Origin of the sequence: Mycobacterium florentinum, from assembly GCF_010730355.1 — a bacterium.
Classification (GTDB): Bacteria; Actinomycetota; Actinomycetes; order Mycobacteriales; family Mycobacteriaceae; genus Mycobacterium; species Mycobacterium florentinum.
The window spans coordinates 1,545,079-1,570,025 of the sequence record NZ_AP022576.1 but is presented as its reverse complement, the minus strand read 5'-3'; the positions used below and the strand labels follow the sequence as shown (position 1 = coordinate 1,570,025).

The following is a 24,947-nucleotide window of genomic DNA, read 5'->3' as shown; positions in this document are numbered from 1 at the left end:
CGCCGCACTGCCAGGAGATGTTCGAGGCGGTGGTGGCCGGGGCGACCGACCCCGAGATCGAAGGCGTCGAGGTCATCAGACGGCCGGCGTTGACGGTCTCGCCCGTCGAGATGCTGGAAGCCGACGGATATCTGCTCGGCACGCCGGCCAATCTCGGCTACATCAGCGGTGCTCTCAAGCATGCATTCGACTGTTCCTATTACCAATTGCTCGATTCGACGCAGGGACGGCCGTTCGGCTTGTATCTGCACGGCAACGAGGGCACCGAGGGTGCGCAGCGCGCGGTCGACGGGATCACGACGGGCCTGGGTTGGGTGAAAGCCGCTGACACCGTGGTCGTTTCGGGCAAACCCAGCAAGGACGACGTCGAGGCATGCTGGAACCTCGGAGCGACAATCGCCGCGCAGCTGATGGACTGAATTCCGCTCAGGACGAACCCGTTTCGCTGCCTTCCCGAAGAACTGCCGAACTGCCGGGCCGGGAGAACAGCGATTTCGGTGCGACCTGCGGCGACGCAGCGGGGTCGACGCGATTCATCACGCTGAGGAAGGGCGAACCCACCGCCTCGCGGGGCGTTTCGGCTACCGGCCGCGAGGCTTCGGGCCGAGCCGCCGATGCGGCCGGGTCGACGCGGGTCGGGGCGAATTGCGCCCCGGAATCAGTGCTGGGCTCTCGATAGACCGGTGACCAGTTGGGTGGCGATTTCTTACCATCGCCACTCTGCGGCATGCCTTTGCTCCCGGCGTCGTTGCCGGGTGGTATCAGCACATCCGGCCCGCGGTCAGGACTGGCTTTACCGCCGTTCTTGGGGGTAGCCGTGGTCGATGTCCGCTGCGATGCCGGCACCGTGGCCGTCGCCTCCTCGAGGTACTGCCGCCACGCCTGAAGGTAGCTGAGCAGTTGCTGGCTGTAGTCAGCCGGCGCGGGTGGCGCCGGCGCCGCCGCAGCCATCGGGGGGGTGAACGGCATGGGCGGCACGAACGGCGGCGCGGGGGGCGCGAACGGCCCTGGCGCGGGCGGCGCGGTCGGGAATGGCGACCCGGGCGCCATGGCCGTCCACTGCTCGAGAAGCTGTCGCCAACTCTGGAGACTGGCTAGCAACTGCTGGTTGTAATCCATTGCAGGCATGGACATTTGCTGACCTCCAGCAAGTGTGGGGTTGGGGAACGGCGGAACGCTGACTGGGATCGGCGCGTCCAACGGATGCGGCAGCGACTGCTGGCAGTATTTCGAGTCGAGTACGCGTAGCGGACGAGTCTCGGCCGGCTCGCGGTTTTCCATGTCGAACACGTAGCAGTAGTCACCGGCCGGCGTCGGCATCCGAATCGGACTCGACAGACCTTGATCGAGGAAGCCGTAGGGGAACTCCCAGCTCAGTGGCGTGGTCTTGTCCCGGCGATCGAAACCGCCTGAGCCAACCCAGATGTAGTGGTCGAGAATGGCGTTGACGGCATGGCGTCCCGACTCGCACGCGGCCTCCATCGACGTCAACCGAGTGAACGTCTTGTTCCAGGTCCCCGCGAACACTACCGAATTGTTGTGCACCTGATAGCCGCCATGGCGGGCCTGCCAGACGTTCGATTGTTCGAGGTCTTCGAGCCACCCGTCCTCGTTCGGTGTACTCGTCCAGGATGTTCCGTGCGGGTTCCACGGGTCGCTGCCGGGTCGATTGTCCCAATCTCCCACGATGGGAACGAGATACGGTGTCTCGTTGCGAACAACGCGGCCGTGGCCCTGACCGGGTCCGCCGGCCATGACCAGGCCGCGATCGAGCGCGTACCACGCGGGCCACGGCATGACCTCACTCTCAACGGATTCGGCGCTGCTGGCGAGCGCGGCGACGATCTGGCGCCACACCTCGGCCGCGATTTCGTCGGCAGTGCAGTCGCGGGCCGCCTTGCCCCGGCCGAACTCGTCGACCAGATGACTGGAAGGAGTATTGAAATCCCCGATGTCGACCGACAGCACCGAGACGTGGCCGTCGCGGTCCAGAACCGGCCGCTTCTCCCACAACCCGGTCTGGTTGATCGACGACAGCCCCCACTCCGTGCCGACGTACAACATGTGTCCGCGGACCAGTTGAAATTCCGTGTCGAAGTAGTACTGGATGCCGCACAGCGTTTGGAACCGATCCCACGGCACCCGGCCCAGCTCATCCATCGAGTAGGGATCGCGGCGTCGCTCGGGGCGCGTCATACCGGGCTGCAGGGGACCGTCGGGCGGGGGAGGGATGGTGGTGAAACCGTCCAGCCTGGCCACGGTGCCGCCGGTGCCCGCCGCGCGCAGCGCGGTGGTGATGTTTTCGGCAACCGGGGCGTCGACGGCGACGACCGTGTACTCCGGGGTCACCCGGGTGCCGTCGGCCAACGTGATCTGCGCGCGGGGTCGCAGATGGGGCGGCAGCGCGCGGTCGAAGGCGGGAGGGTCGAGGCGTGTCGCCGCGTTGCGGACGAAGCGGACGCCCAGTGCCACGAGATGGCGGTACCAGTGGTCGAACCACGCCTCGGTGGTAGGACCGTTGAGCACCCCGTCGGCCTTGTTGTCGCGGCGTTCCATACTCAGGTACAGCTGGAGATTGGTGCTGATGTTGGTGCGCGCGTCCCCCCATTTCGAGTCGAGAGCGACCAGGACCCTTGGCATTTGGCGCAGCAGCAGATCGCAATGCGGCGTGTACGAGAACTGATTGGTTCCGGTCTTGCGGTCGTGTCCGACAAAGAAGTCGTACGCGGACAGGTTCTGCAGTTCCAGCGTGCGGCGCAGGGGACTGGTGACGAGGTAGCGCTGCATCCTGTTTTGGAAGGTTGAGATGTCGCCTGGGGTGAAGCCCAATGTCTGGAGTTGACCGAAGATTCCGAGAAACTCGACGGGGTTGCGTGGGAGTTCGCGGGGAAAGACGAGGGACGGCTCGCCGTTCGCAGTGGCGCCCTGGGTGATTACTCGCCGGACATTGTCATAAATCGTGCGTGAGGTTGGTGTCCAGCCGGTCGATTGCAAGTGCTGATAGACCGGGATGCGCTGGAACAGGTCCCAGATGTGTAGGTAATAGGCCGGGAAGAAGCGAAAGCCATGTTCACCCGCCACCGCTCGCTCGGGGGGACGCGGCCGGCCCCGCCGGCCCGGGAAGGGACGCAGCTCGGCTTGGCTCCCGTCGTGCGTGCCCACCGTCGAATACTGTGATGCCGCAAGGCCGCCGAGCTTGACGGGCGGGTAGGTCCCTGCCGGCTCGGCCCCCAGCCCGTTGCGTTCGTCTTCTCGTGCCTCGTACACGGTGACCACGAAGCCGCGTTCGGCGAGTTCGTGAGCGGCGGTCAGCCCGGCGATGCCGGCCCCGAGCACCGCTACCGTGGGGCGTCGTTCGCAGGATGCCGGCGTCGTGATGGGCTGGGTCATGTTGTCCCCGCCCGCAGTTCGGTCAGCAGTGCGGGTTGTGTGGACGCCCGGACCGCGGCGTCAACGTATGCTCGCAGCGAGTCGTGGGCACGCTGAACGTCGTCGAGCGAACCGCGTACCGATATCCGGCCCGCCTCCACGGCCTCGCCAAGCCCAACCCCGGCGTCGAGCAGATCGAGGATGGTCACGCGCGAGGTGGCGATCCGGACACCGGCCGGCTGTGCCGCACCGTCGGACACCTGAAGTCGGTCGCCGCCGCGAACCGAAAACACCTCGCCGTCGACGTCGAGTTCGACCACCATCGGGCCGAACTCTGCGACCAGCCGGCGGTAACTGTCGGGCACCTCGTCCTCCAGGTGCTCGACAGAGCGCCGCAGCAGCGATGAAATCTGTTCAACCATAAAGGAACTCGAATACACCAGTGCCGGCGAAGTCGAAGTCCTCGCCCTTGATCGTGCCGCTTGCGTGCACGGTACCGTCTGCTTCGCAGAGCACCGTCGATCGGTCGAGGTATACCTCGCTCGGCTGCGCCAGACGGGCATAGGACCGCGAACGGAACTCCGCACGCATGCTGTCGCTCGCCCGCGTCGCGGTGATGTCGATCCGTTCCGGCACACCCGGCACCTCACCGTCCAGCAGCAGTCGCATCGGGGGCGGCAAGGTGCAGTCGGCCGGGCGGGCGAGCCTGCCGTCCGAGCGCGTCTGTATCGCCGCGTGCCGGAATATCGCGGCGGGCTCGTCGTGGTGCCACACGTAGAGGGAGCGGGACACACAGCGCAACCGGCTGCGGTCGGTGATCTCCGCGAACACCATCGACCACGGATCCCCGGGTCCGCTGGGCAAAATGGTGCCCCACGTCCAGCCGAAGTCGTCGCCCCACCGGAACCGGCCCCAGTTGTGGTCGTGATAGGCGAGGTCGTCTTCCATGCGGTGCTCCCAGCCGCCGATGTGCAGCCATCCCCGCGCGCGCAGCCTCGGAACGAAAAGCCAGCTGATCCTGCCTTCACCCGCGGGTTCGTTGCGCACCAGGAATGGCCGGCTCACCGAGGTGAAGTGCATTTCGCCCCGAATACCCTTGTCGGGCAGGTCGATTGATACGTGGTAGCCGTCGGGCAACACGGTCATCCGGTTTGCGCCGATGGTCAGTTCGCCCAAATCGGCCGAGACGTCCAGGGCGCACTCGTCGAACCGCTCGATGGCGCCGGTCCAGTTCTCGTCGTGAGCGATCACGATGACGCGCGGCGCTAGCCGGACTGCATTCGCGCCGAACACCTCGTTGTTGATGCTGAAGTTGATCAAGAGCCGCAAGCCCGGCCGCTGGACCACGAAGTGGTGCCATTCCTTGAAATCCGCCGGCCGGGCGGCGGCCAGCAGCGGGGCGCGCAGGAAGTCGTTGCGGGCCAGCAGCATGCTCATCGCAGCCACCGCCTATCCGGTGGCGTGGGCGGCTCGGCACCCGTAATCTGTTGCGCTATAGCCGAACCCGCGACGCGTTCGATCGCCACACCGAGGCTGGCAAGTCCGAGCAGGACGTGCACGAAGTCATCTGCGTCGCGGGGTGCCTCGACTCGGCGGTTGCTGTCGGCGGCCAGGGTGTGGACCACCCGGGCCAGAGCGGCGAGGCCAACCAGGTAGCCGATGAAATCGCTCTGGTCGGCGAGCGCTTCGCGAGGATCGGTCAGCGTCATGCGAACCCCTCGGGCCGCAAGCGATCCAGGACGGAATCGTCTAGGCCTTGTCCGATGACAGCGTCGGCCAGCAGGTCGGCCCAGGCGTCGGGGGACCCGTTGGGCGCGGCGGGACCGCCGAGGACGTTGAGGCTCACCATTTCCCAGACGCGTCGCAGGTTCTCCACCGCCTCGGAGGCGATCAGCCCGTCGCGCAGCCGCGCCCCGCGCGGGGTGTTGGCGTAGCGGCGGCCTTCGGTCAGGAGTAGGTCGTGCACGCCTCGGGCGGCCGCGGGGTTACCCAGGACCGCGCGGCGCGCGCCGACGAGTAGGTCGAACACGGTTCGCTCCGTCCCGCACGCCTCATCCGGCGGGGCCGGGTGCAACGACGGGCTCTCCCGCTCGATGAGGTCGAGAGTGACCTCGCGGATCCGCTCGAGCTCCGCCAGCATGGCGATCAGGGCCTCGGGGTTCATCGGGTCCGCCCGTGTACGTAGTCCACCAGGTCGGCCAGCACGTCGTGGTGGCGGCTGCGTGGGAACCAGTCGAGACCGGCGAGTAGGGCGCCCGCCTTCTGAGCGTGTCCCGCGGCGATATTCCGGGCGTGCTGCAGCGAGCCTACCCGGTGCATCAATTCGTAGAGCCACTGAATGTCGTCGAGGCTCTTACATTCCGAAGAATGATGCCCCTGCAGCCGTTCCTCGATTTCGGCCCGGCCGGTCTGGGACAGTTCGCCTCGGGCGGCCAGCCGATCGAGCAGTTCGGTCAGCCCGAGCTCACCGTCCGCGCTCGGGCGGCGTTTGGCCAGAATCGCCACGGCGCGCTCCTGGTCGTCCGGTTCGGCGCACCGCAGGGTGTGCAACAGCATCAGGGTTCGCTTGCCCTCCCACAGGTCGCCGCCGATCTCCTTGCCGTACTCCTCGGGATCGGCCCGCAAGTTCAGCAGGTCGTCGGTGATCTGGAACGCCGCGCCGAGGTGGCGGCCGAGCGACTCCAGCGCAGCCATCCGCTCGGGCGCGGCGCCGGCCGCGATCGCGCCGGCCTGTAGCGGCGTGATGAACGTGTACCAGCTGGTCTTGAGCTCCACCATCTCGAGGTAGTCGGCGTCGTCGAGCTTCCAGGTGTTGGACCGGACCCACTCGAGCTCCAGCGCCTGGCCGTCAACGGTCATCCGGGTCATCTTGGCGACGGCCCGCAGGATGCGCAGGGCGGCCCCGAGCCCGACGCGTTCGACGTTGTCCAGCAGCGGTTGTAGCGAGAGTGACAGCATGGCGTCGCCGACGTTGACCGCGATCGGCACGCCGTGGTCGATGTGCAGCGTGGGTTTGCCACGCCGCCACCATGATTCGTCCTCGATGTCGTCGTGGATGAGAAACGCGTTGTGGTAGAGCTCCAGCGTCGCGGCGGTCGGAAGAATTGCCTCGAGGTGGCCACCGAGCCCCAGGCAGGTCGCGATGCTCAGTGCCGGCCGCAACGCTTTCCCGCCGCGCAGCGGGTAGTCGAGGATCAGGTCGTAGAGCGCGTTGGATCCGCGCTCACCGGGGCCGTACAGCCGGTCGATCTCGCCGTCGCAGGCTTGCTTGCACAGCGCCAGATAGTCCTCGAGCGGGTTGGGCGCCGTCGGGCTCACACCACCGTGACGTGGCTTAGGGGTTGTGGATAGCGACGAGACCGGTGGCATCCGTGATCCTCAATGCGTAGCGGATCCGCACGGTCAGCTTGATTGCGCCCGTGCCGGTTTCGCCGTCGATCTCCAGGCTGGGTGCGAGGCTGACGGCGACGTCCACCGGCTCTTCACCGGGCGACGCCTCGGGTGCGGCGCCCTGAGGAATCCGCCGGCGTCGCCCGATCAAGACCATCCGGGGACCTGAATCGGGAGGATCAAGTTGCGTGGATCGGTGCAGCGCGTTGAAGTTCGCCGCGGTGACGAGCACCGGAAGGATCGAGGCCCCACTGACCAGTTGGCTGAGTTTGGCGAGCCCAGTCGTGTTGGTGAGCAGGCAGGACGGCGCCCGACAGCCGGCATCCTCGACATCCGCTCGGGCCTTGATCAGCGTGTCTTGTAGTTCCTGGGCGCCGGCCTTCGTCGGGTAAGTCGTTGCTGCGCCCGCATAGAGTTTCGGGAGGATGTCGTCGTCGACCTTTTTGGCGAGCGTCTTGCTCGCCGCCATCACTTCGGTGAGCAGTGAATCGGGGGTCGGCCCGTTCGCCTGCGCGAGCGTTACTTCGAATTCCTCTTCCTCGACACCGAGATTGAGAAAGCCCGGTGTGTTGTATTTGCCGTCCGCCACCCGGATCTGGCCGGGGTCGCCGGTATCCCAGTTCGGGATGGCCTGCCAAACGATGCTGCACTGCTCGAACGTCTCTTTGACCGATTGATTGGCCAGGGCCAACCGCTCCGCACTCAGGTACATGGCTGCCACTCCCTAGGACGGCCCCCGGCTGTCGCTCAAATCATGCAGACCCGATCAACATGTGCGCAAGTGAATCGCCGAAGTTGTGCAAGTAGAGTAGTGCACTACTTGTTCAGCAGCGCCACATCTTGACCAGGGGTCATCTCACCGCGCGCCACCGCGTCGCAGTGCGCCAGATGCAGTGGCGCGACCGGATCGTCGGGCAGCAACTCGCGGCATCGTTCGAAGGCGGCGCGCGCGCCGGCGACATCGCCCGCGTCGAACAGTGTGAAGGCCTTGTCGAATGCGGGCTGCGCCGCGCGCTTCGCATCGCGAAGTGCAGCCGAATCCTCGTCGTACACTTCGTAAATCGTTACCGGTCGCCGTCGGTTGACCACCATGACGCGTTCCATGCGACGGACGTCGAACTGCTCCGAATCGGCGAGCCGTTTCTTCGTGCGATCGGAGATGAGCACGGCGGAGCCGTAGCGCTTGTTGGTGCTTTCGATGCGCGCCGCCAGGTTCACCGCGTCGCCAATGATGGTGAGCACCATGCGGTTCACGCCGCCGACGAGTCCCACCGCTACCGCGCCGGTGTTGATGCCGATGCCCACCCGCAGCTCCTCGGAGCCCAGCGCCTTGCGTTCCTGGTTGTGCTCCTGCAGGGAGCGCAGCATCGCCAATCCCGCCCGCACGGCGTCGGCCTCGGACTCGAAGACGGCGACGATCTCGTCCCCACGTACGTCTTGGATCATGCCGTGGTAGCTGATGATCGGAAGCTCCACGGCCCGTAGAAAGCCCATCGCCAAGTTGCCCGCCTCGGCGACGTTCATGTCCTCGATGATGGTCGTATAGCCGCGGATATCGCTGATGAGAACTGTCATTTCGCGTTCGACCCGGTAGCCACTGCGGACGCGGCGAAGGTCGTCGATGTCGAGGATGCGCAGCAGTTCGTTGGGCACGAATCTCGATTGCACGTCCATGAGCGACTGTCGGTACTCGTCGGCGGCACGAAGGCGCGCCTCGAGCTGGAAGTTCCACAGGGACGCGGCGGCCTGGGCGCACAGGAAGCCGACGGCCTGCTCGTGGTCGGCGCCGAAATTTCGGCCGGGCTCGTCCCGCTCGGCATAAATCACGCCAATTATCTTGTCCCGAACCGCTATTGGGGCGCCGAGTATGGACGGTCGTGATGCCTGAGTCGGCTGATCGTCGGCGGCAACGATGACCGGGGCGCCACCGTCCACCACGCGGCGCACGATATCCCTGTCATAGGGCACCTCGGTCCACGGCCCGTCCACGATCGAAATGTCGCCGTGGTCGTTGATGGCGCGGACCGACAGGTTCTCCGGTTCACCGGTCAGGAACAGGACGCGGCCCGCACCGGTGGTGTCCGCAACCGAGCCCAGAATGATGTTGGCCAAGCTGTCCGGGGTCCGCGCCCCCGATAGCGCGTGCAGCAGCTGATGCGCGCCGACCGGGTCGATTCCGGCCGAACCCGTCAGATCGCGTCGCAGTAGCCAGGGGTGCTCTCGCGCGAGCCAGTCCGTGCGCACCGCGAAACCCAGATTCAGGTAGCGCTGGTACGCCGACCGCAGCATGTGCTCGTGCAGCGTCGTGCGCCCGGTCTCGGCGTAGAGTGCTGCGGCCTGCTCGTGGGCGCGCGCACTGATGATGGGAAGTTGATATTTCTCCGCCAGCTCGATCGCTTGGTGAAGGTAGTGCTCCGCTTTGGTGTGTTGCCCGCGTGCGTGCGCCCACGCTCCCTGGATCAGCGCATACGGTGCCGCGTAGTTGTCCGGTGCGGTCGCGGCCCACTTGCGGTGCGACGCCAGGGTCTGGTGCACGAAGCGGGCCGTCGAGCGCTCGCGCGGCGCGGTGTGGATCATGCTGAGGGCGCCGAGCAGATAGACGAGTTGTGCGGGTGTGGTGCCGTCCAGACCGCCGAGGTGCTCGATCGCCTCCAGGGTGGCGGCCACCGCGCCGACGTAGTCGCCGCACCAGAAGTGCAGCCCCTGCTTCATGGCCGCGGCGACGCCCAGGGCCACCTCGTCGCCCTCGCGGCGGGCCGCCGGCAGCACGTCTCGCTCGTCGTAGCCACTCTCGCCGGCCAAGAGCAAGGGATCGGCGCTGCGGCCCATCAGGTTGAGGCAGAGCTGCTGCATCGCCTGGCAAAGCGCGCTGGGCACGGGCTGGGATCGGATTTGGGGGATCAGCGAGCTCGCGAGGGCGTCGATCTCAGCGAGCGGGCGACCGACCCAGAACGACTGGGAGAGCAGGACGGCGGCCAGGAATCCGGCGTTTTCCTGGTCGCCTTGGTCGAGAGCTTCCTCGACGGCATCGCGAAGCTCGCCCAAGCCGTCGCGGATCGGGTGGCGCCAGAGACGGATGTAGTCCAGGTGCATGAACACCGTCTGCGGCCGGGCCTCCCGGAACTCCGGGCGCTCTGCCAGCAGCATGCCCACCTCGCCGAAGCGCTGGCTGCCCGCGTGGTCACCGAGCAGCACGAGGACAATTCCGTACCCGGTGACGACAAGCGGCGAGGACGGCGTGTGGCCGTGCGCCAACGTGAGATCGAGTTGTTTTCGTACCAGCAACGTCAAGAGGTTGGGCCGGATGAGGACCGACAGGTTGCAGAGCTCGGCGAGAATCCGGTGCAGCGCGATCACCCGCTGGTCGTCGCAGTGCGGCAGCCCCAACAGTCGCTCGTTGCTCCAGCGGCGCATCGTCAATCTCGTCCGGACGATCGCGTTGTTCATGCGGGGCTTGCCCGCGTCGCCCGCCACCCTTTCGCCCAACTCGTCGAGCGCTTGCAGCCCGATCTCGAGTGCCTCTTGGAGACGGTTCTCCGCTACCCGCCCCTTGAGCCGGAGGTAGGCGAGCCGGGCGCGGTCCGCAGGTTCGTGCAGATGCTCCTCGGCCTCGTCGAGTAGCGCATTGAGCGCCGGCACGTCACCGACCAGCAGCGCGGCGTCGGCGGCGTCGAGCTGCAGCTCCCGGGTCAGCTCGAAGTGCGAAGCCCAACGCTGCTCGCCGAGCAGGTCCAGCGCGCTCCGGCAGTACCCGAGGGCCAACGGGAACGACGCCTGCGCCCGGGCCTTTCGTGCCGCCCGCCTTACCGCCTCGACGAACTGGGTGCGTTCGACGTCGTCGGCCAGCCCCAGGCCACCGATGCCGACGTGGCGCGCGGCTTCGAACACCCGATCGTCCCCAAGCGCGACCAGCCGCCGGCCGATGCGCAGGTGAATGGCGCGCATCTCGTCGACGGACAGCCCCGCGCGTGCCGCCTCGGCCACGCGGTCATGGCTGAACCGGTAGCGGGCGTCGCGGCTGATCGCGTTGGTGATCCGCTGGCCGCCGCCGTCGAGTGCCTCGAGCAAGCGAAGCTCGAGGCACGCCCAGAGCGTATGCGCCACGACGTCGGGCGAGAGCGCGGCCGCTGCCGTGGCGTCGTCGAGGTCGAACTCGCCGCCGATGCACGACAGCGAACTCAACACCTCCCGGTCGGCGGGGCGAAGTTGCTCGAGATAGCGGCCGAGGAACTCGGCGGCCGTGGCCGAGACCTCGATCGACATCAGCACCCGCAGATCCCAGCTCGGGTGGCCGCCGGGGCCGACCGGGACCAGCGCGCCTTCGCGTTGCGCGCGGTACAGCAGCTGGCGGACCTGCAGCGGGTTGCCGCCGGTCCGATGGTGGAATTCGGCGGCCACGTCGCCCAGCTCCACACTCTGGCCGCACACGGCGGCGAGCAGCTCCTCGACATCTTCGGGAGCCAGCGGTTTCAGCTCGATGGTGTTGAGGCTTTCCGATTTGAAGCCCGCGGCGCTCGGGTCGAACTCACCCGTGCGGTGCGCACCGACGACCAACACGTTGCGCGGCGACACCGTCAACAGTTCGGACAACAGCAGCAGCGTGTCGCGGTCGGCCCACTGCAGGTCATCGAGCGCCAGCACCACCGGGCGGTAGGACGCCGTGGTCGACACCAGCCGGATGGCGGCACGGTGCAGGCGACGGCGCGCATCCGCGGCATCCAGGTCGGCGTCGTCCGACGATTCGCCCAGCACCGGCGCCAGTTCGGGTACGAGTTCGGAGAGAACGCCGGTAAACCCGGACATCACGTTGACCAGGTCGGCACGCCAACCATCGCGCTCGGCCGGGCCGGTGACCTCCATGGTCCGGACCACCGAGCTCAGTGCGTCCGCCAGGGCCGAGTACGGCGCCGGCGCACCGTCTCGGCACCTGCCGTAGGCGAAGACGCAGTTGCGGCCGGAGACCTCGACGCCGAAGGCCTGCGTGAGCGTCGACTTGCCCACTCCGGGAGCGCCGCTGAGCAGGACGCATCCTCCGCTGACCCGTCCGGCCGTTTCTACCGCGGTTCGGAGTTCGGTGAGCTCCTGCCGTCGGTCGACCACCCGGCCGTCGATGTCGAGCAGTGGCGTCGTCACGGCGCAGGGCACACCGTCTTGGGCGTCGTCTCCACGGCGACGCTGGAGAATGGCAGGCTGAGGCGCATGTACACGGCACTCCCCTCCAAGGGAAATGTCCACCCACCGCAGTGACGGTCCCCTCGCTGCGGGACTGCGCAGATCCGCTCTACGGCTTGTGGAGGGTCAGCATAGCCCAAACACCGCATGTAGTGCGAGATTTCGAGGGTCGAGCAGACCGACGGGCGGACGGGACCATACGAACGGTGATGGCCCACTCGCTGCGCCGCCGATGGACTAGGTATCGGCCGGTTTGAACGCATCGGCGGGCCTGTCGCGCCGTAGTGGCTTTGGGCGACCAATCCGATGAATTCGCCGTCGGGTAAGCGGCTCGCGGTGACGGTGTAGCCGGCATTGATGTAGCGCAATCCGCGTGTGCCCCAATGCGTGCGCGAGCTGGTGATGTCGCCGGCGAAGGCCGGGCGACACGGCATCGTTGATGCCCCAAGCAGATTCGAGTATCCGTCATGGCGGCCGTGGCGTGTTCGCGTGTTCGGCCGCCTCGGCCCATGTCGTTTCGGTATCGCGCGGTGCCGATTAGGTCTTGGACACACGTCGCGGACTGCCAAAGACTCGTAGGCAGACGTTGCGGCAAAGGAAGAGTCGGAAAGGCGCATCATGACAACGTTTCGCGCGGCGCAAGTCAGCTCACCGCAAGGACAACTGGCCCTTGTCGATCGAACTCTGACCGATCCCGCACCCGGCACCGTGCGGGTCGCGGTGGAAGCGTGTGGCATCTGCCACTCCGATGCGAACTTCGTCGACGGCCAGTGGCCGGGTCTGCAGTTCCCGCTCACGCCGGGTCACGAGATCGCCGGGCACATCGACGCGCTCGGCGAGGGTGTGGGGGGTTGGCGCGAGGGTGAACGGGTGGCGATCGGGGCGTCGGGCGGCTATTGCGAGCAGTGCCGCAGCTGCCGGCGCGGCGACTTGGTGCATTGCGAGGCCGGTATGGTTACCGGCGCAACGTTTCCCGGCGGATTCGCCGAATACGTCGTGGCGCCGGCGAACGCCCTGGCCCGTATTCCCGATGAACTATCGGCCGTTGAGGCCGCGCCGCTCGCATGCGCGGGACTGACCATGTTTAATTCGTTGCGCCGCACCGGCGCTGGGCCCGGCGATCTGGTCGCCATCCTCGGGATTGGTGGCCTTGGCCATCTCGGGATTCAGTTCGCGGTCAAAATGGGTTTTCGCACCGTCGCGATCGCGCGCGGCGCCGAGAAAAGTCACCTCGCCCGCGAACTGGGCGCTCACTACTGCATCGACTCGCTGACCAGCGATGTGGCCGGCGAACTGCAGAGCCTGGGTGGGGCCCGGGTCATCGCGGCCACCGCCACCAATGCCGAGGCGATCTCCGCCACGATCGGCGGACTGGGACTGCACGGTGAACTGCTGATGCTGGCACTCTTGGCCGACCCGGTGCAGGTCACTCCGGTGCAGCTGATCAATATCTCGGGCATGGTGCGCGGCCACCCGGTCGGCGACGCGAACGACCTCGAGGACGCTCTCAATTTCGCTGCACTGCAAGGTATTAGGCCGATGGTGGAGGTCCTGCCATTGGAGAAGGCCGCCGATGGCTATCAGAGAATGCTGGCCAACCAGGCCCGCTTCCGGGTGGTACTCACCACGGGGGCAGCCAAGGAACCTGCATGACCCCACCACACCCGTTCGACAATGCCATCCACCTTGACACCATCGACGGAAACGTCAGGCGCGGTCGTACCCATCCGGAGTGGGCCAACTTTGTCGGCCCGTTCGGCGGGATCACCGCTGCCGTCATGCTGCGTGCGATTGAGACGCACCCGGACCGCATCGGCGAGCCACTGGCGCTGACCGTCAACTTCGCGGCGCCCACCGCCGACGGTGATTTCGACATCTCGCTTCGGGCCGCGCGCACCAACCGCACCAATCAACACTGGCTCGCCGAACTCAGTCAGGACGGCGCGGTCACAACCATCGCGACCGCGGTATTCGGCGTCCGTCGCGATACCTGGGCCAGTACCGAAGCGCACCCGCCGGCCGCGCCGCCGCCAGAACAGCTCGTCCCCGGCGTTCCGGGTGACTTCATCGCCTGGGGACACCTTTACGACGCGCGGTTCGTTGCGGGCGCCTTTCCGGGTGAACACGCGCAGCCCAACGAGGTATCGACGAGCACCATGTGGATGCGCGACAACGCACAACGCCCTGTCGACTATCCGGCTCTGGCCGCTCTGTGCGACATCTTCTGCCCGCGAGTGTTCTTGCGTCGCGGCGGATTCGTCCCGTCCGGAACCATCTCGTTGACGACCTATTTCCATGCCGATCAGCGGCAGCTTGATGCCCTGGGCGGTGACTTCGTCTTAGGAACCGCCCACGCCAACCGATTCTCGGGCGGGTACTTCGACCAGAGCGCACAGCTGTGGAGTCGGAACCGAGCACTGCTGGCCACGTCGCACCAATTCGTTTACTTCAAGGGCCAACGGTCTCAGGGGTGAGTGTTTACCTCGCTTGCCCGAAGATCGTTGGGAGCTGGCGGGCCCTGTCCAAGAGTTCGCGATCGGACTTGGCGAGGCACCCAAGACGAGGTACGAAAGTCTCGATGATCCCGCGGAATCTGTCTACCAACTGCTCAACCGTCATGCCAAACGTGGGATAGACAAACTCGTCCCACCCTTCCCCGTGCGGCCCCCACAACAGGACAAAGCGAACGATGTCACGATCGAACCAGTCCATTTGTTCTGTGCAAGTGGCGTTCTCGGTCAACCGATGCAGCGTCGCGTGTTGCGACGTCGCGCCCTGGACCCCCGCCGCTTCCGGCGCTTGCACCGGAAACCGGCATGCTGCCCGCTCACTGCAAGCAGCGAGCAGCAGGCACCGCAATTGATGGCGGCCGCGGTAGAGCAGTGCGATCACCGCGCTGACCGAGCGGTTGGTGATGTGGGCGATCTCTGCGTAAGTGAAGCCCTCCACGTCGGCGTAGTACACCACCATGCGGGTGTCTTGCCGCAACGCCTGCAAGGCTTTTGTGATCACTGCGGCCGGCAACGCCTCGAGCGCCTCCACCTCCGCCAAGCTCAGCCGTGTCGATGGGTGCTCTGGAGCCGTCGCCAATTGACAATCGATGGTCGCGCCGTTCAGACCTTCGGCCAGCCGACGGTGTCGAGCGCGAAGACTACCGATGTAGGCGTTGGTCAAGAGTCGATACAACGAAGCCCTCAGGTTGACGCTCCGGGGCAATGAGCCGAATTGCCGGTGGGCGTTCATCATCGTGTCTTCCAGCAGATCCGCTGCTTCTAGTCGATCCCCCGTCAGCGCCAGCGCAGCCCGGTAGAGCGCATCGAGCAATGGCAGCGCCTCGCGCTCGAAGCGCATCGCACATTCAGCCTCACTCTCGCCCTCTCGCGGGGAGGACGAGAGAGCCAACCCGTTGGCATCGTTCATTGTCATCTCATTCGCGCTGTCATTTCGCCGCCGGTCAACTCCGCCGCACGCGCTCTGTGTTCGAGTAAATCGTCGCCATGGTGTTGCTCGAAGACGCGGTGGGCATGATGGTCGCGGCAGATTCGGAGTCCTTCGACGCAGCGCGGGCGCCGTTGGTTGACGGCCGAGAATTCCGTATCCGCTGGAGTACACGGGAGCCGATACCGACTCCGGCGTGGACCATGACCTTCGCCAGCAAATAAATGCGCTGTACGCCTTTGAGCCCCCGGGGTGGCCATGCGAATCGCTCAATATCCCAGGTTGTTTCGGCGAAGTCTTCGTCGGACCGCTTCCGCCACACCGCCGAGATGCGTAAGCCATCTCCCTTTTCCGTCAACTCGAGCGCCGCGACGCTTCCGCCCAAGAGGCTTCCTATGACGAGCATGTCGCAGTGCTCACCGTCGGCGTCTTTTTGCTTTGTCATATCAATGCAGCCCTTTCGTGTGACAAGGCGTAAACCCAAGGACCGGAAGATATCTGGATTCGGCGGCAGCAGCCTGCTCGTAACGGCCGTAGGGCCCGGGGGCATCTTTTGCGCGCTGAAACAGACGGTCGCGTTCGGCACCGTAGATTTCCTCGGCCATGAAATGGCCACAGATGCCGCGGGCGTAAAGTATCACGATCGGATTCGCTTTGACGTTGTAATACCAAGCCGGATTTCGGGATTCACCGAAGTTTGAGGCGATGAGAATGACCCGCCCTCGATCGGTGAAGTACACCAGTGCACTGTTGCGGGTCCTGCCCGACTTGGCGCCAACATGCGTCATAACGACGGCCGGGAAGGGCCAAACGGAGGAGATTCGCCCCTGCGTGTGCCAGAGCAAAGTCGGATCGACTCGAGAGCCGATGTTGCGGAGGAAGCTGATACCGGGCCGCGACCGCGCGACCGGACTTGCGATCCGATGGGCAATCGAGAGACCGGGAGACACGGCGGGAACGGACATGGGCCGTCAGGCTCCTTTCGTTTCTACTGAACAGCAAAAGGTTTCGGTCTTTTGCGCTGGCCTTCCGATCACGGCGGCGCCCTCAGCAGGAGCTTCCGCCGTAACCACTTGCCCATTTCCGCGATGGCATCATCGACCTCGGGAACCCGGCCGGCGCCCATGATGAAGGAGTGCTGGCCGCCGTCGACGGACCGCAGTTGTTGATCGTTGCCAGCCGCCTTCGCGCGCAGTGCGAGCCGCACCGCCTCGTCCGCGAGCAGCTCGTCGGTGCCGTAGAAGATTGCGATCGGCGGAAGGCCGCGTAAGTCGGCTTCAAGCAGGTTCACCCGCGGATCGTGCCAGTGGATACCCGTCTTATCGAGCCAGCAGGACCGGAAAAACTCCAGCAACCCGCGCGACAGCACCATGTCCACGTCCGCATTCGTTTCGATGGACCTGCTTGAGAGCCTCAGGTCGCACCAGGGCGAGATGGACAGAATCGCGCCGGGCAGCGCGGCCCCCCTGTTACGCAACCCAACGGCCAGGCTGACCGCGAGAGCGCCGCCGATTGAGTGCCCGACACTCGCGACGTTCTCGGGTCGGTAACCCTGGCCGAGCAGCCAATCATAGGCCTTCTCAACGTCTTCGATCTGCGCGGGGAACGTATGCTCCGGCGCGCGCCGGTAGTTGATTACCAACGACCGCATACCGGCGGCCTTGGCGATATGTGCGGCGGGCTTCCGGTCGGCGTGCATCGAACTGACGACGCTGCCCCCCATGTGGTTATGCAGCAGAACGGAGCGTGGGTCGCTTCGGGCGGGGACACACCAGAGGGCCTCGACGCCGCCGGCATCGACTTTCGCGTAGGTGACGCCCTCGGGTTCTTTCGCCGCGATGTGGGCCGCCTCGACGATGTCCCCAACGGTGGCCAGGTTGAGATCGTGAATCGACAATCGCTCACGCACAGCAGCGCAGAACTGCGCGAACTCCCGGCACTCCTTGCTCGTCACAGGATTGCCCTTCGGTTCTGCATCACCCGCTGCGATCGACCTTGAAAATGGCTGCACCAGAGTGCATTTGCTAGCGAGCAGCGGTTCAGCTGTGTTTCGGTGTGTGCCGCAATCCTGTCGAGCAGCCGGAGCGTTTCCGATTCGGATTTGGTGGAAAGCAGGATGAGCGCTCGTTCCGCGCCGTGCCGGCGGTAAGCATCCAGGACATCGGGTTCTACGTTTTCGGGCACAATGACGCTGACTGGAATGTCGGTCGCGCCCTCGAGAAGGCTCAGCTGCGCGGGGACCATATCGGCGACCGGCACGGCCATGGGCATCCACCCACCGTGATGCCGCCGTGCTCGAGACACCGTGGCCGCAGTGAATCCGCCGAAGTAAATCCTTGGATGCGGCTTCTGTGCGGGCTTGGGCCAGCAGTAGGTTGCATCGAAATCGACATAACGGCCGTGGAATTCGGCTTCGTCGTTAGCCCACAGTTCTTTCATGGCAGCTAGTTTTTCGTCGAGCAGTTGGCCCCGCATCGTGGCTGCAACGCCGTGATCGGCGGCCTCTTCGAGATTCCAGCCCAGGCCCAGGCCCAGCATCACTCGACCCGCGGATATCTGATCGAGGCTGGAAATCGCCTTCGCCGTTTGAATCGAGTCCCGTTGCGGCAGAAGAAGTACTCCGGGCCCAATCAGAAGTTCGGATGTGGCGACAGCGGCCGCTGTCAGCGCGACGAAAGGGTCATAGGAGCGGTAGTACTCGCGCGGTAACTCGCCGCCCGCTGGGAACGGAGTGGCTCGACTTGACGGGACGTGTGAGTGTTCGGCCACGACGAGCGAGTCAAATCCTCGATCTTCCAGTGCTTTTGCGAGTACGTCCGGACGTATACCCTCATCGGTGATGACGGTGGCGACCCCAATTTTCATCTGTTGTCCCCGCCCTTCTGATCGCTACCTGCTGTTGTCATCGAGTCAATGCCGCATTGCGTTGCGTGTCCAAGACCTGTTCCACATTGCGCGATGCAAATCAGGCATCGTTCCTGTCCCACCCGCCGAGGCACCCGGAGGGCTACAGTGATCTCATGCCTGATTCGGCATCGCGGGTGGTGGATCTCGACCTGCGACTAGTCGGATACTTCGTCGCGGTGGCCGAACACCGGCACTTTGGCCGCGCCGCGGCCGAGCTGCGCGTCGCGCAGCCGTCGCTGAGCCGGCAGATCCGCCGCCTGGAGCAGCAGATGGGCGTCCGCCTGTTTGACCGCACTCCGCAAAGCACCCGGCTCACCGATGCCGGCGAGGTGTTCCTGCCCCGGGCGAAGGCCCTACTACGCTCGGCAGTCCAGGCCACCGCGCAGGCCCGGGACGCCGCGCAGCCCGGCCGAATCGTCATCGGCTACACAACAAGTCTGATCATCACCCCGGTGGTGCGTGCGCTGCGTCGCGAGCACCCCGATGCCGCTGTGGAAACCCTGCACCTGGACTGGAACGAGCCGCGCGATGCACTGCTCGACCACCGGGTGGATGCGGTGGTGACCCCGCTGCCCTTTTCCACCGACCAGCTGCATGTCACGATCCTCTACGACGAGCCCCGGGTGTTGGTCGTGGCCGTCGACCATCGCCTCGCGGGCAGGCGGGCGGTCACCGTCGATGACATCGCCGACGAACCAATACCGAAATTTCGACACTGCGCCCCTGCCTGGAATGACTTTTGGCGCATCGATCCTCGGCCCGACGGGCGCGGGGCGCCCGACGGCCCACTCTTGGACACCCTCGAGGACGGGTTGGAACTCATCGCCTCCGGGCAGGCGGTCGCCGTCACGACCGGCTTTTACGAGCGATTGCGTCCCGATATCACGACCATTCCGTTGGAAGGCGTCGAAGTCAGCCATGTTGTTGTGGCGAGCCGCGCGGGGGACCGCAGTCGTCTGGTGGCGGCCTTTCGCGAACTCGCTACGGCACACCTCACCGCCCCGGGCCGGGCCTAGCGTCTCCTACGTGTAGGTCGGTTTGAATGCGTCGGCGGGCTGGGCCACTGCGAGGGCGGAGCTGGTGCCGATGGGGCCGTGGCAGTCGAACAGGGTGGCCGCGCCGGTGGCCACCCCGGCCGTGCCGTAGTGGCTTTGGGCGGCCAGCCCGATGAATTCGCCGTCGGGCAATCGGCTCGCGGTCACGGTGTAGTCGGCGTTGATGTAGCGCAATCCGCCTGTGCCCCAATGCGTGAGCGAGCTCGTGATATCTCCGGCGAAGGCCAGGCGGGTAAACGGTGTCAGCGGGTGACCGTGCACCATCGGCCGAAACAGTCGCGCCCAGGCGAACTTCTGGGCGTGGGACTGCTCCCATTCGCCGGCGGCGATACCGGGACTGCCTTCGAAGGTGGCGCCGTATCCCCAGATGAGAAACGGCATGTCGGCCGGGAAGCCCTCGTAGGAGGTCGGCAGCGCCGGCATCTGCACCGGAAAGGACCACACCTGGCCGTCGGGATGCTCGCCGCGGCGCAGGAACAGCGCACTGGCCCGCGCGACGATCGTGTCGCGCTGAATCAGGGCTGCGTCGACCAGCCTGATCCGGCGGCCTTCCCGTTGTATCGACGTCTGAATCTGTACCGGCCGCATCAGCACGGGGCGCAACAGGTCAACGGTCAGGCGGGCGGGCTGAAAGTCGGGATCGATGCCCGATTGTTCTATGCCCCAACCCAACAGGCCACCGACGATCTGGCCGCCCATCGCCGCGCCCCACGGCCCGTGCGTCAGCGGGCCCGGAACGTAGGAGTCGCCGTCGACAGTGAAGAATGCCTCGGGCATGATGGCGGAATCCTCGATCGTCACCGCTATCACGATAGGACACCGGATTAGTAAGGACCGGGCATGCCTCCAGTGATCGACCTGCCACGCGACCACAACCCGTTTTCGATGACGGGCGTGTCCCGCGACCGCGACGGTATCCCGCGTTACGACGATCTGCCGGCCACGCTGCTCGACATGCTGGCCGGGCACGTCGAGCAGCGCCCCGACAACGAGGCCGTCGTCGAACTCGGTGCGGGGCGATTGACCTACCGGCAGCTGTGGGACCGCGCCGCGCGCGTGGCGGGCGGACTGCGGGCGGCCGGTGTGCGACCCGGTGACCGGGTCGCGGTGCGCTATCCCGCGGGAATCAACTGGGTGCTGGCATTCTGGGGCACGGTGATGGCCGGCGGCATTGCGGTGGCGGTCAATACGCGCTCCGCGCAGCCCGAAGTCGAATTCGTGCTGTCAGACGCGGGCGCACGGGTGGATCTGGCCGCGGATGCGCCGCTACCCGACGGGCAACCGTATGTGGCAGAGGGACTCGCGCCTGCCGACACGGCCGCGCTGTTCTACACCTCGGGCACCACCGGCCATCCCAAGGGCGTGCCGACCACCCACGAGGCCTTCATCACCAACACCGAAAACATGGCCCGGTGTTCGGGATTGCCCGGGGACATCGGTGCGGGCCTGCGCACGCTGATATCGGTGCCGCTGTTCCACGTAACCGGTTGCAACACCCAGCTCTTGGCCGCAGCTCGCCTCGGGGGAGCGGCGGTGATCATGCCCACGCTGAACCTGGACCAGCTGATCGCCACACTGGCCGGCGAACGGATCTCGTCGATGGTGACGGTGCCGGCGATCTACTCGTTAATGCTGCGGCACCCGGATTTCGCCGACGCCGACGTTTCCGCGGTTCGTTGGTTGGGCTATGGCGGTGCGCCGATCGCCCCCTCGTTGGTGAGTTCGGTGAAGGAGGCGTTTCCACAAGCCACGGTGTTCAACGGCTACGGGATGACCGAGTCCGCGTCGCTGATGACCCTGCTGCCCGACTCCGAGGCGTTCGACCACGCCGACTCGGTGGGGTATGCGGTCCCCTCGGTGGACCTCGGCGTGATCCCCAGCGGAGACGACCCGTCCGTCGGTGAGTTGGTGGCGCGTGGCGCCAATCTGACTGCCGGATACTGGAATCGGCCGGAAGCCACCGAGGCCACCATCGCGGACGGCTGGCTGCACACCGGCGACGTGGTGCGGGTCGACGCCGCGGGCCGGGTGCACATCGTCGACCGGCTCAAGGACATCATCAACCGCGGCGGCGAGAAAATCTCCAGCGTCGAGGTCGAGGCGGTGCTGTTGGCCGCGCCCAACGTCGTGGATGCCTGCGTGCTGGCGGTGCCCGACGAGGTGATGGGGGAGAAGGTCGGAGCCGTGCTGTTCGCCGGTGAGACGGCGATCGATGTGTCGGCCGTGCTCGAGCACTGCCGCGGGCAGCTCGCCGACCACAAGATTCCGCAATACGTGACGGTAGCCTCAGAACCGCTGCCGCGCAACGCCGGTGGCAAACTGCTGAAAGCCAGACTTCGCGGCGAAGTGAAGTGGGGTGACCCGCTCCGATGACCGCGACGCTGCTGATCGCCAATCGCGGCGAGATCGCGCTTCGGATCATTCGCACCGCCACCGAATTGGGTATGCAGACGGTCGCGGTCTACTCCGAGGATGACGCCGAGAGCCCGCACGTGCACGCGGCCGACGAAGCGATCGGTCTGCCGGGTAGCGGCCCCGACGCCTATCTGGACCAGTCCTCCATACTGGCGGCGGCGAAAAATGCCGGCGCCACGCTGATTCATCCCGGGTATGGCTTCCTCTCCGAGAACGCCGATTTCGCTCGTGCCTGCGCGGCCGCCGGGTACACGTTTGTCGGGCCGGACGCCGACGTGCTCGAGACGGTCGGCAACAAATCCGCGGCGCGCGCCGCCGCGATCGCCGCCGGCCTGCCGGTGCTGCCGGCCACCCAGGGGCCGAGCAGTGTCGAGGATGTCCGGGCATTCTTCGCCGCCCACGACGGCGCCGTCATGATCAAGGCGCTGGCCGGCGGGGGCGGCCGCGGCATGCGCAGGGTGGACGGTGCCGACCAGATCGAGGCCGCCTACCGCCACTGTGCCGCGGAGGCGCAGCTGGGATTCGGCAATCCGGCGGTGTTCGCCGAGGCGCTACTCGACGACGCCAGGCATATCGAGGTGCAGATCGTCGCCGCGCCGGCCGGGCCCCGAACGCATGCGCTTGCCCTCGGCGACCGTGACTGCAGCATCCAGCGGCGCTACCAGAAGATCGTCGAAATTGCTCCTGCGCAAGGGCTTTCGGATTCGTTGCGGCGCGAGTTGCACCTGGCCGCGGCCCGGCTGTGCGGCAGAGCCGGCCTGCGCGGTCTGGCCACCGTCGAATTCCTGGTCGCCGGTGAGAGGTTCGTCTTTCTCGAGGTAAATCCCCGCATTCAGGTCGAGCACACGATCACCGAGGAGACCACCGGCGTGGACCTGGTGGCCGCCGCGCTCGCGATCGCCGGCGGCGCCTCCTACTACCAGCTGGGATTGCCATCCGGAATCGCCTCCGACGGTGACGAAGTCATCGGCGAGCCCGCCGCCCGGCGCGGCATCGCGATACAGGCCCGGGTCAACATGGAAACCATCACGGCGGACGGGACCGTGGCGCCCGCCGCGGGCACGCTGACGGTGTTCGCGCCGCCGAGCGGTCCGGGAGTGCGCGTCGACACCTTTGGCCGGACCGGGCTGGCGTTGGGCACGCGATACGACTCGCTGCTGGCCAAGGTCATCACCCACGTGCGCGGATCGTCGCTGCCGGCCGCGCTGCGCAAGTCGCGCACCGCGCTGGCTGAATTCGGGGTCGAGGGTGTCCAAACGAACATCAAATTTCTGCAAGAACTGTTGTCCGACAGCCAGATTCAGTCCGGCATCGTGACCACGGGCTTCCTCGACGCGAAGCTGCCCGAGCTGGCCGCCGCGGCGCTGACCCACGAGCACGACACCCGGGTCGCGTCCGTCGAGCTGTATCCCGGTGAGGAAGCGCTGCGCGCCCAGCTGGCCGGCACCGTGGTGGAGATCGCACCCGAGGGAGTCGAGGTCAACCCCGGCCATCAACTGGTGGTGCTCGAAGCGATGAAAATGCAGCATGTGCTTGCCGCGCCGGTTGCGCTGCGTACGGTGCGCAATCTCGTGACACCGGGCCAGGTTGTCGGAACCGGGGATCCGCTGGTGGTCTTCGCCAACACCGGGGCCGGCGCCGCCGGCGAGTCCGCCATCGCCGCAGTCGATCTCGATCGGCCCCGCGCCGACCTCGACGAAGTTCGGCGGCGGCATCTACTCACTCTCGACGAAGGCCGTGAGGCGGCAGTCACCAAGCGGCACCAGCAGGGTCGCCGCACCGCCCGGGAGAACATCGCCGATCTGATCGATGACGGCAGCTTCGTCGAGTACGGCGCGCTGGCCATTGCGGCGCAACGCAGCCGGCGCTCCGACGAGGATCTGATCGCCAATACCCCGGCCGACGGCCTGGTCGCGGGCCTGGCGACCATCGGCGCCGACCGATTCGGGCGGCCGGCCGCCGAAGCGGTGGTGGTGTCCTACGACTACACCGTGCTGGCCGGGACGCAGGGCATGCGCAACCATGCCAAGACGGACCGGGTTTTCGACGTGGCCGCCCGAAAAGGCTTGCCGGTGGTGCTGTTTGCCGAGGGTGGCGGCGGGCGACCGGGCGACACCGACGTCGGCGGTGCGGCCGGCCTGGACGTGCCCACGTTTCGGGTGCTCGCCGGGCTGCGCGGCCGGGTGCCGTTGGTGTCCATCGTCTCGGGGCGTTGCTTCGCCGGCAACGCCGCACTGGCCGGGGTGTGTGATGTGATCATCGCGACGCCGGACGCCAACATCGGAATGGGCGGGCCGGCGATGATCGAGGGTGGCGGGCTCGGGGTGTATCCGCCCGAGGCGATCGGCCCGATCGACGTGCAGCGGCACAACGGGGTGGTGAGCCTGGTCGCGCGTGACGAGGTGCACGCGGTGTCGCTGGCCAAACAGTACCTGTCGTACTTTCAGGGCAACATCGGCGACTGGGCAGCGCCCGAGCCACGGTTGGCCCGACATGTGGTGCCGGAGAACAGGTTACGCGCCTACGACGTGCGCCGGGCGATCGAGTCGATCGTGGACGTCGGCTCTGTCCTCGAGCTGCGCCCCGACTACGGCGTCGGCATCGTCACCGCGCTCGTCCGGGTGGAGGGCGTGGCATATGGGTTGCTGGCCAACAGCAGTCACCACCTGGGCGGCGCGATCGACGCCGAGGCCGCCGACAAGGCCGGTGACTTTCTCACGCTGTGCGAATCGTTTCGGCTACCGGTGATTTCGTTGTGCGACACACCGGGATTCATGGTCGGACCGGACGCGGAGAAGCAGGCTGCGGTGCGCCGGTTCGGCCGGATGTTCGTGCTCGGTGCGCGGCTGACGGTGCCGCTCGGAATGATCATCTTGCGCAAGGGTTATGGCTTGGGCGCAATGGCCATGGCGGGTGGCTCTTTTCATGCCCCGCAATTCACCGTGGCCTGGCCGACGGGGGAGATCGGCGGCATGGGCCTGGAAGGCGCCGTGCGCCTCGGCTTCAGCAAGGAGCTGGCCGCCGCGGCGGATACCGGCGAACGCGAGCGGCTGTTCGACAAGCTGGTGGCGGCGGCCTACCAACACGGTAAGGCGCTTCGGGCCGCCACGACGTTCGAGCTGGACGACGTAATCGACCCTTCAGACTCCCGCGCCTGGATCACCAGGCTGACGGGAGCCTGAAGGGCCGTGTCCGAGGGGA

General features: G+C 66.4%; 20 protein-coding genes and 1 pseudogene. 6 read left to right on the top strand and 15 right to left on the bottom strand.

Going from position 1 to position 24,947, the window contains the following annotated elements:
• The first annotated feature begins 17 nt into the window (after positions 1-17).
• Positions 18-419, top strand: a complete 402-nt coding sequence (locus tag G6N55_RS07385; RefSeq protein WP_169718523.1) for a flavodoxin family protein — start codon at positions 18-20, stop codon at positions 417-419.
• A 7-nt stretch (positions 420-426) separates the two neighbouring features.
• Here G6N55_RS07385 and G6N55_RS07380 read toward each other — a convergent pair whose 3' ends face one another.
• The 9 genes and pseudogenes from G6N55_RS07380 to G6N55_RS07340 all read right to left on the bottom strand — a co-directional run.
• Positions 427-3,390: an FAD-dependent oxidoreductase gene (locus tag G6N55_RS07380; RefSeq protein WP_085226584.1), complete on the bottom strand. Its 2,964-nt coding sequence runs from the start codon at positions 3,388-3,390 to the stop codon at positions 427-429.
• The gene (locus G6N55_RS07375) at positions 3,387-3,791 is read right to left on the bottom strand and encodes an SCP-2 sterol transfer family protein (RefSeq protein WP_085226586.1); all 405 of its coding nucleotides are present in this window, start codon (positions 3,789-3,791) and stop codon (positions 3,387-3,389) included. The genes G6N55_RS07380 and G6N55_RS07375 overlap by 4 nt, the downstream gene beginning before the upstream one ends.
• Positions 3,784-4,806 carry a hypothetical protein gene (locus G6N55_RS07370; RefSeq protein WP_085226588.1) on the bottom strand — a complete coding sequence of 341 codons (1,023 nt, stop codon included), beginning with the start codon at positions 4,804-4,806 and terminating at the stop codon, positions 3,784-3,786. The genes G6N55_RS07375 and G6N55_RS07370 overlap by 8 nt, the downstream gene beginning before the upstream one ends.
• Entirely contained in the window at positions 4,803-5,078 is a 276-nt protein-coding gene (locus G6N55_RS07365) for a hypothetical protein (RefSeq protein ID WP_085226590.1), read from the bottom strand. Before G6N55_RS07365 ends, G6N55_RS07370 begins: the two co-directional genes overlap by 4 nt.
• The gene (locus G6N55_RS07360; protein WP_085226591.1) at positions 5,075-5,533 is read right to left on the bottom strand and encodes a hypothetical protein; all 459 of its coding nucleotides are present in this window, start codon (positions 5,531-5,533) and stop codon (positions 5,075-5,077) included. The genes G6N55_RS07365 and G6N55_RS07360 overlap by 4 nt, the downstream gene beginning before the upstream one ends.
• On the bottom strand, positions 5,530-6,738 hold the full coding sequence (locus tag G6N55_RS07355) for a polyprenyl synthetase family protein (RefSeq protein WP_085226593.1): 1,209 nt from the start codon (positions 6,736-6,738) through the stop codon (positions 5,530-5,532). The genes G6N55_RS07360 and G6N55_RS07355 overlap by 4 nt, the downstream gene beginning before the upstream one ends.
• Positions 6,704-7,450, bottom strand: a complete 747-nt coding sequence (locus tag G6N55_RS07350) for a hypothetical protein (protein WP_232078939.1) — start codon at positions 7,448-7,450, stop codon at positions 6,704-6,706. Before G6N55_RS07350 ends, G6N55_RS07355 begins: the two co-directional genes overlap by 35 nt.
• A gap of 125 nt (positions 7,451-7,575) precedes the next feature.
• Positions 7,576-11,880: an AAA family ATPase gene (locus tag G6N55_RS07345; RefSeq protein ID WP_085227116.1), complete on the bottom strand. Its 4,305-nt coding sequence runs from the start codon at positions 11,878-11,880 to the stop codon at positions 7,576-7,578.
• Positions 11,881-12,200: 320 nt separating this feature from the next.
• Positions 12,201-12,356 (bottom strand): annotated as a pseudogene (locus G6N55_RS07340) (thioesterase family protein); the annotation flags it as partial.
• Positions 12,357-12,549: 193 nt separating this feature from the next.
• Between G6N55_RS07340 and G6N55_RS07335 the strand changes: the two are divergent.
• Together G6N55_RS07335 and G6N55_RS07330 are read left to right on the top strand one after the other, a co-directional pair.
• A complete protein-coding gene (locus G6N55_RS07335; protein WP_085226597.1) occupies positions 12,550-13,584 on the top strand; it encodes an alcohol dehydrogenase catalytic domain-containing protein in 1,035 nt (344 codons plus the stop codon).
• Positions 13,581-14,405 (top strand): acyl-CoA thioesterase, encoded by an 825-nt coding sequence (locus tag G6N55_RS07330; RefSeq protein WP_085226599.1) that lies wholly within the window; start codon positions 13,581-13,583, stop codon positions 14,403-14,405. Before G6N55_RS07335 ends, G6N55_RS07330 begins: the two co-directional genes overlap by 4 nt.
• 4 nt (positions 14,406-14,409) lie before the next feature.
• On the opposite strand, the gene G6N55_RS07325 is transcribed toward G6N55_RS07330, so the two are convergent.
• From G6N55_RS07325 to G6N55_RS07305, 5 genes are all read right to left on the bottom strand, one after another.
• Positions 14,410-15,351, bottom strand: a complete 942-nt coding sequence (locus G6N55_RS07325) for a sigma-70 family RNA polymerase sigma factor (protein ID WP_163667219.1) — start codon at positions 15,349-15,351, stop codon at positions 14,410-14,412.
• A 34-nt stretch (positions 15,352-15,385) separates the two neighbouring features.
• Positions 15,386-15,814 (bottom strand): hypothetical protein, encoded by a 429-nt coding sequence (locus G6N55_RS07320; protein ID WP_163667216.1) that lies wholly within the window; start codon positions 15,812-15,814, stop codon positions 15,386-15,388.
• A gap of 1 nt (position 15,815) precedes the next feature.
• A complete protein-coding gene (locus tag G6N55_RS07315) occupies positions 15,816-16,334 on the bottom strand; it encodes a nitroreductase/quinone reductase family protein (protein ID WP_085226604.1) in 519 nt (172 codons plus the stop codon).
• A 68-nt stretch (positions 16,335-16,402) separates the two neighbouring features.
• A complete protein-coding gene (locus G6N55_RS07310) occupies positions 16,403-17,323 on the bottom strand; it encodes an alpha/beta hydrolase (protein WP_085226606.1) in 921 nt (306 codons plus the stop codon).
• Positions 17,320-18,234, bottom strand: a complete 915-nt coding sequence (locus G6N55_RS07305) for a TIGR03619 family F420-dependent LLM class oxidoreductase (RefSeq protein WP_085226608.1) — start codon at positions 18,232-18,234, stop codon at positions 17,320-17,322. Before G6N55_RS07305 ends, G6N55_RS07310 begins: the two co-directional genes overlap by 4 nt.
• Before the next feature lie 155 nt (positions 18,235-18,389).
• On the opposite strand from G6N55_RS07305, the gene G6N55_RS07300 reads away from it, so the two are divergent.
• On the top strand, positions 18,390-19,292 hold the full coding sequence (locus tag G6N55_RS07300; RefSeq protein ID WP_085226610.1) for a LysR family transcriptional regulator: 903 nt from the start codon (positions 18,390-18,392) through the stop codon (positions 19,290-19,292).
• A 6-nt stretch (positions 19,293-19,298) separates the two neighbouring features.
• On the opposite strand, the gene G6N55_RS07295 is transcribed toward G6N55_RS07300, so the two are convergent.
• Positions 19,299-20,132: a thioesterase family protein gene (locus G6N55_RS07295; RefSeq protein WP_179968128.1), complete on the bottom strand. Its 834-nt coding sequence runs from the start codon at positions 20,130-20,132 to the stop codon at positions 19,299-19,301.
• Positions 20,133-20,171: 39 nt separating this feature from the next.
• Here G6N55_RS07295 and G6N55_RS07290 point away from each other — a divergent pair, with 39 nt between their 5' ends.
• Together G6N55_RS07290 and G6N55_RS07285 are read left to right on the top strand one after the other, a co-directional pair.
• Positions 20,172-21,704, top strand: coding sequence for a class I adenylate-forming enzyme family protein (locus tag G6N55_RS07290; RefSeq protein ID WP_179968127.1), 1,533 nt, complete (start codon positions 20,172-20,174; stop codon positions 21,702-21,704).
• Entirely contained in the window at positions 21,701-24,928 is a 3,228-nt protein-coding gene (locus G6N55_RS07285) for an acetyl-CoA carboxylase family protein (protein ID WP_085226614.1), read from the top strand. Before G6N55_RS07290 ends, G6N55_RS07285 begins: the two co-directional genes overlap by 4 nt.
• The last annotated feature ends 19 nt before the right edge of the window (positions 24,929-24,947 follow it).